1 protein-coding gene is annotated in these 6,504 nt (G+C 64.0%); it reads right to left on the bottom strand.

Annotation, left to right across the window (positions count from 1 at the left end; genetic code table 11):
- Window positions 1-13: 13 nt before the first annotated feature.
- Window positions 14-6,424 (bottom strand): non-ribosomal peptide synthetase, encoded by a 6,411-nt coding sequence (locus QR290_RS12825; protein WP_289205089.1) that lies wholly within the window; start codon window positions 6,422-6,424, stop codon window positions 14-16.
- Between the last annotated feature and the right edge of the window lie 80 nt (window positions 6,425-6,504).

Below are 6,504 nucleotides of genomic sequence, written 5' to 3'. Positions count from 1 at the left end.
CGCCGATGTCGGCTCAGAGCCGGCGTTTGCGGTTGAGCGTCGGTATGGTGGTTTGCGGGACTTCCACCTGTCTGGCCTGCGCCGAAGTCTGAGCCGCCAGCGCGGCCAGGGTCGGTTGGCTGAACAGCGTCCGCGCATCGACGTGCAGCCCGGCCTGACGCATGCGCGCCACCAGACTGACAGCCAGCAACGAATGCCCGCCGAGTTCGAAGAAGTGGTCGTTACGCCCGACCTGCTCCAGTTGCAGCACCTCGGCCCAGATCTGCGCCAGCCGGATTTCGACTTCGCCCTCGGGCGCCTCGTAGCGACGACTGAGCACCGCCTCCGCCCCCGGTGCCGGCAAGGCCTTGCGGTCGACCTTGTCGTTGGGGGTCAGTGGCAGCGCGTCGAGCTTTACGTAGGCACCCGGCGCCATGTACTCCGGCAAACGCTCGAGCACATGGGCACGCAAGGTTTCGATGGGAGGCGCGTCGAAGCCTTCGCGTACGGTGAAATACGCCACCAGTCGCTCGTCCCGCACCAGCACCACCGCTTCACGCACCGCCGGATGTTCGATCAGCCGCGCTTCGATTTCCCCCGGTTCCAGACGCAGGCCGCGCAGCTTGATCTGGAAGTCATTGCGCCCGAGGAATTCGAGGTTGCCGTCCGCCCGGTAACGCACTAGATCGCCAGTGCGGTACAGGCGATCACCGGCCACGAACGGGCTGTCGATGAAGCGCTCGGCCTGCATGTCCGGCAAGCCCAGATACCCCCGCGCAACCCCGACCCCGCCGATGTGCAGATGACCGCTGACACCGAATGGCACCGGTTGATCGTGGGCGTCCAGCACATAGAGCCGAGTGTTGCTCAACGCCTTGCCGATCGGCACCACGGCTTCCGGCACCGATTGATCCGGTTCCAGCGTCCAGCCGGTGCTGTCGACCGTGGTTTCGGTCGGGCCGTAGACGTTGTGCAGACGCACCCACGGCAGGCGCTCGCGCACGCGCCGGGCCAGCGCGGCAGTCAGTTCACCACCACCGTTGAGCACATCGGTCAGGCTGGTGCACTGGCCGACATCGTCCTGTTCGATGAACTGTTGCAGCAGCGCCGGCACGAACTTGACCACGGTGATCTGCCGTTCGCGAATCACCTGGGTCACATAGGCCGAATCGCGATTGCCGTCGGGACGCGCCAGCACCAGCCGCAGTCCGGAACACAGCGGCCAGAAAATCTCCCACACCGAACTGTCGAAACTGAACGGCGCCTTCTGCAACAGCGCGCCGTGCCCGGTCGGCAGACTGATCTGCGAACCCCAGTGCACCATGTTGCAAGCGCTTCGGTGCTCGATCATCACGCCTTTCGGCGTGCCGGTGGAGCCTGAGGTGTAGATCATATAGGCCAGGTTTGAAGCGTTCAGACCCGGTATTTGCAGATTGTCGGCGGACGCGTGCTGCCAGGTGCAACGGTCGAAATCGATGACCGGCACACCCGGATCGCCCAAGAAATTGCGGGTGGCGTCATGGACCAGCACCGCAACCGGCGCGCTGTCCTGCAACATGTAATGCAAGCGATCCAGCGGATAGTCCGGATCCAGCGGCACGTAAGCACCGCCGGCCTTGAGAATGCCGAGCAGACCGACCACCAGGTCCAGACTTCGCTCGACGCAGATCGCCACCCGCGAATCGGGCTGCACGCCGTGCTCGCGTAGATGATGCGCCAAGCGGTTGGCCTGTTCGTTCAGCTGGCAATAGGTCAGCTGTTGATCCCCGGCCTGCAAGGCGATGGCGTCGGGTCTGCGTTGCACTTGTTGCTCGAACAGCACCTGAAGCGGCTGATCGAGCGGGCAATCGACTTCGCTGGCATTGAACTCGACCAGCAGTTGCTCAAGCTCCGTCGCCGGCAGGATCGGCAAGCGATTCAGCGGCTGTTGCGGTGTCTGCTCAAGGGCATCGACCAGTGCCTGCAACGCGGTTTGCACGTAGTCGCCGATGCGCTGCGCACCGATGCTGATCAGGGTGCGCGTGGTGATCTGCAAAGCACTGCCCAGATCATCGACGCTCAAGGTCATCGGGTAGTTGGTACGTTCTTCGTTATCCAGGGTCTGGATGCCTTGCCAGGCTGGGTCCGACGCCGACTCCTGTACCTCAATGTCGGTGTGTCGATAGTTGAGCAACGCACTGAACAGCGGCGCCGGCGACGCAACGCCGCTGCAACGCTGGGCCAGCGCCAGTGACGCATGTTCGTGCCCGAGCAGATCGGTCAGTCGGGCGTGGGTGAGCAGCACGGCATCGCGCGCGCCCCGGTCCATGTCCACTCGCAATGGCAAGGTATTGATGAACACCCCCAGCGCCCGATCAGCGCCCTCGCCGCCTTGCATCCGGCCCATAAAAACGCTGCCGAACACCACACGTTCCTGCCCCGAAGTCGCCGCCAGCACCTGCGCCCAGGCCAGGTGAATCAGGCTGGCCACGCTGACGCCCGCCTGCCGCGCCTGAAGGCGCAAACGCCGATCCAGTTCTGGCGCAAGCGTGCGTACGGCTTCATCGATACCGCGACCGTCGCCCTGTACGTCCTGCAAACCGAACGGCAAGGTCGGCTCGTCGATGTCGGCGAGCATTTCGCGGAAGAACGCTTCGTGTTCCTGCTCGCTGACACCGAGTCGGATCTGGGCCACGTAATTGCGATACGGCACCGCTGGCGGCAGCGGTTCGTTGAGCCCCAACAGGTTGGCGCGCATTTCATGACGCAGGACTTCCAGGGCGATGTGATCCAGTGCCAGGTGATGGAACAACAGAATGGCCACGATTCGCCCGTGAGCCGGGTCGCGCGCATACATCAGCCGGATCAGCGGCGCCTGACTGACATCGATGCGATAACGTCGGGCATCGAAGCGCGCATGCAGTTGCGCGAGAACATCGCCCTCGGCCGGATCGAGGGTGATTTCCTGCACCGGCAGTTCGGCTTCGCGCCAGACCACCTGCACCGGGGTGGTCAAACCTTCCCAGACCACGGCAGTGCGCAGGATGTCGTGGCGCGTCATGACCTGACGCAGCGCGGCCGCATAGGCCTCGACCCGCTCGACGCTGTCGAACGCCAGCTGCGATTGCAGCAGGTACGGATCACCCTGCGCGGCGGTGATGTGGTGATAAAGGATGCCTTCCTGCAACGGCGCCAGCGGATAAATATCCTGCACGTTGGCCGCCCCGCCCGGCACCGTGGCGATGGTCCGGTCGAGGGTGGCCTGATCCAGTTCTACCAACGGCAACAGGTCCGGGGTGATCTGCGTGCAACCCGGCGGAATGCGATTGGCCGGCACTTCAACTTCGCGACCACTGCCCACCGACGCGGCCAGTGCCGCCAATGTCGGCTGGCCGAACAGCACGCGCACATCGCTGCTCATGCCGAGCTGGCGCATGCGCTCGATCAGGTTGACCGCCAGCAACGAGTGCCCGCCGAGTTCGAAGAAGTGATCGTGACGCCCGACCTTTTCGACTTGCAGCACCTCGGCCCAGATCTGTGCCAGAAGGATTTCGACGTCGCCTTGCGGGGCTTCATAGTCGCGGCGGATCAAAGCCTCCGGCCCCGGTGCCGGCAACGCCTGGCGATCCAGCTTGCCGTTGGCAGTCAGGGGCAGCGCCGTCAAACGCACGTAAGCCGATGGCAGCATGGCGCTGGGCAGACGGGTCTTGAGGTGAGCATGCAACTGCGTGATATCCAGCGGCTGGCGTTCGGTGAACCAGGCCAGCAACTGCCCGTCGCGCACCTGCACCACCGCATCGCGCACGAATTCGTGGCTGCTCAACGCGGCTTCGATTTCACCGGGCTCGATGCGCACGCCACGGATTTTCACCTGATCGTCGTTGCGCCCCAGGTACTCGAGGGTGCCGTCCGGGCGCCAGCGTGCGAGGTCGCCGGTGCGGTACATCCGCGCGTTGGGCTGGCGGCTGAATGGATCGTCGAGGAAACGTTCGGCGGTCAGCTCAGGGCGATTGAAGTAACCCCGCGCTACGCCGGCGCCACCGACGTACAGCTCGCCGGCCACGCCAATCGGCACCGGACGCTGTCGGTCATCCAGCAGATAGGCCGTCGCATTGCTCACGGGTTTGCCGATGTGCAGTGTCCGGCCCGGCTCGATTCGGCCCGAGGTGGCGACGACTGTGGCTTCGGTCGGGCCGTAGTTATTGATCACCGCGAACGTCTGCTCGCGATTGAACTGGCGCAGGCGATCGCCGCCGATCAGCAGTGTGCGCAGGCTCGGGTGTTCGAGGTGGCGGCTGAAGGCGTACTCGGCAATCGGGGTCGGCAGGAAACTCACGTCCAGCGGTTGCGCACGCCACCAGTCGAGCAGCGCGTCGATGTCTTCGCCGCCGTCACGGGATGGCGCCAGGTGCAGGGTCGCGCCGGCGCACAACGCGGGCCAGACTTCCCAGGCCATGGCGTCGAAACCGAAGCCGGCGAGGCTTGAAGTGTGGCGACCAGCGCACAGATCGAAGGCCGAGCAGTGCCAGTCGACCAGATTCGATAGCGTGTGATGTTCGACCATCACGCCTTTGGGCTGGCCAGTGGAGCCGGAGGTGTAGATCACGTAGGCCAGGTGTGCGGTGGTCAGCCCCGGGACGTCGGGATTGAGATCGTTGATCGGCCAGCCGCGCGGATCGATTTCGATCACTGGCACGTCCAGCACCGGCAAGCGTTCGCGCAAATCGCGCTGGGTCAGGACCACCACCGGAGCGCTGTCGCTCAATAAATAGCTCAGCCGCTCTGCGGGATGAGCCGGATCGACCGGTACATAACCGGCGCCGGACTTGAGGATTGCCAACAGCGCGACCAGCGTGTCCAGCCCTCGGCGGGCGACCAGCGCCACGCGATCATCGGGTCGTACACCGAGCCCGATCAAATGATGAGCCAGGGCGTTGGCCTGTCGGTTCAGCTCGGCATAGGTCAGCCGCAAGCCCTGGAACTCTGCCGCTACCGCATCCGGTCGCGTCGCCGCTTGCGCTTCGATGCGCTGGTGGATGGTCAGGTCTTGAGGGTATTCCGCGCGTGTGTCATTCCATTGCTGCAACAGCGCCGTTTCGGCCGGCAGGCTCAGGCTGAAATCGCCCACCGCCAGCGCCGGTTCTTCAAGCCCCCGCTCCAGCACCCACAGCAAGCGCCCGCTCAGCGCCGCGATTTCATCGGCGTCAAAGTAGGCCTCGTTGTACACCATGTACAAACTGTCCTCGTCGTCGCCCCGGCTGCTCAGCAGGTGCACGGACAATGGCGTGCCCTCTTCGTGGTTCGATACTTTGACCACCCGCCCCTGCGCATCGCCATAGCGGTACTCATGTGCGTCACGCTCGTAGGACACGGTCACTTCGAACAGCTGCGAGCGATCCTCGCGCAGCAGACCGAGTGCGCGGTTCATCTCGCTGAGGGGGAAACGCTGATGGCGGAAATCCTGTTTCAACTCATCGCCAATCGCCTTGATAAGCGCCTTGAACGACAACTCGCGACCGAACCCCATGCGCACCGCGCTGACCTGGGTGAACAGCCCCAGGGTCGATTTGAACCGGGCGCCGGAACGGTTGAGCAGCGGCACGCCCACCACCCATTCGTCACGCTGGGCGCTGCGGCTGAAGTACACATGGATCGCTGCCAGCAGCACATGAAACGCCGATGCGCCGTACTCCCCGGCCACCTGCTTCATGCGTTCGTGCAGGCGTGCCGGAAACACCTGCGAGAAAATCCGGGTCGGTGCCGCAGCGCCGGCAAAGCGTTCCTGATAGCGCGGCAACAACAGCGGCTCGGGAAGATGCCGGTATTTTTCCAGCCAGTACGCACGGTCACGCGCATAGCGGGCGGACTCGTAATACCGTGCGTCGTCATGGATGAAGTCTACATAGGACGGCGCCGAATCCGGCGGCTGTTGCCCGAGCGCCAAGGCGTTGTAGATCTCGTCGAGGGACTTGAGCATTTCGCCAAAGCCCCAGCCATCGACAATCAGGTGGTGGGCCTGGAGCGAAAACCAATGGCAGCGATCATCGAGACGGATCAGGCAGAAACGGAACAACGGCCCACCGTCCAGCGTGAACGGCTGTTCGATGCGCTCCTGAGTCAATCGACGCGCCGCAACCTCCGGCTCGGGATGGGCGCTGAAGTCATGGAACGGCATCGGCACCGGCATCGAAGACGCAAAACGCTGCAACGGCAGACCGTGCTCACCGGCACCCAGCAGCAGGCTGGTGCGCAGGGCGTCATGCCGGGCCACGAGGCCTTCCAGGGACGCGTGCATCAACCCAGGGTCAAGGGCACCGGTCATTTCGACATAACCACCGATGTTGTACATCGGCGAATTCCCCTGACGCAGTTGATCAAGCCAGATGTCGCGCTGGGCAGCGGTCAGCGGGAAGGCCTTGGAAATCGCGGACAGACCGTCCGCCGCATCGGCAGCAAATTGGTTCATAAGATCCATCTCACGTGATTTGGCGCGTATTCAAGCACCGGCCCCGAAACCCGCGTGACACGTGAAACCCGGACAACCCT

It is taken from the genome of Pseudomonas fluorescens, assembly GCF_030344995.1.
Taxonomy (GTDB): Bacteria; Pseudomonadota; Gammaproteobacteria; order Pseudomonadales; family Pseudomonadaceae; genus Aquipseudomonas; species Aquipseudomonas fluorescens_BF.
This window is presented reverse-complemented; position numbering and strand designations above follow the sequence as displayed.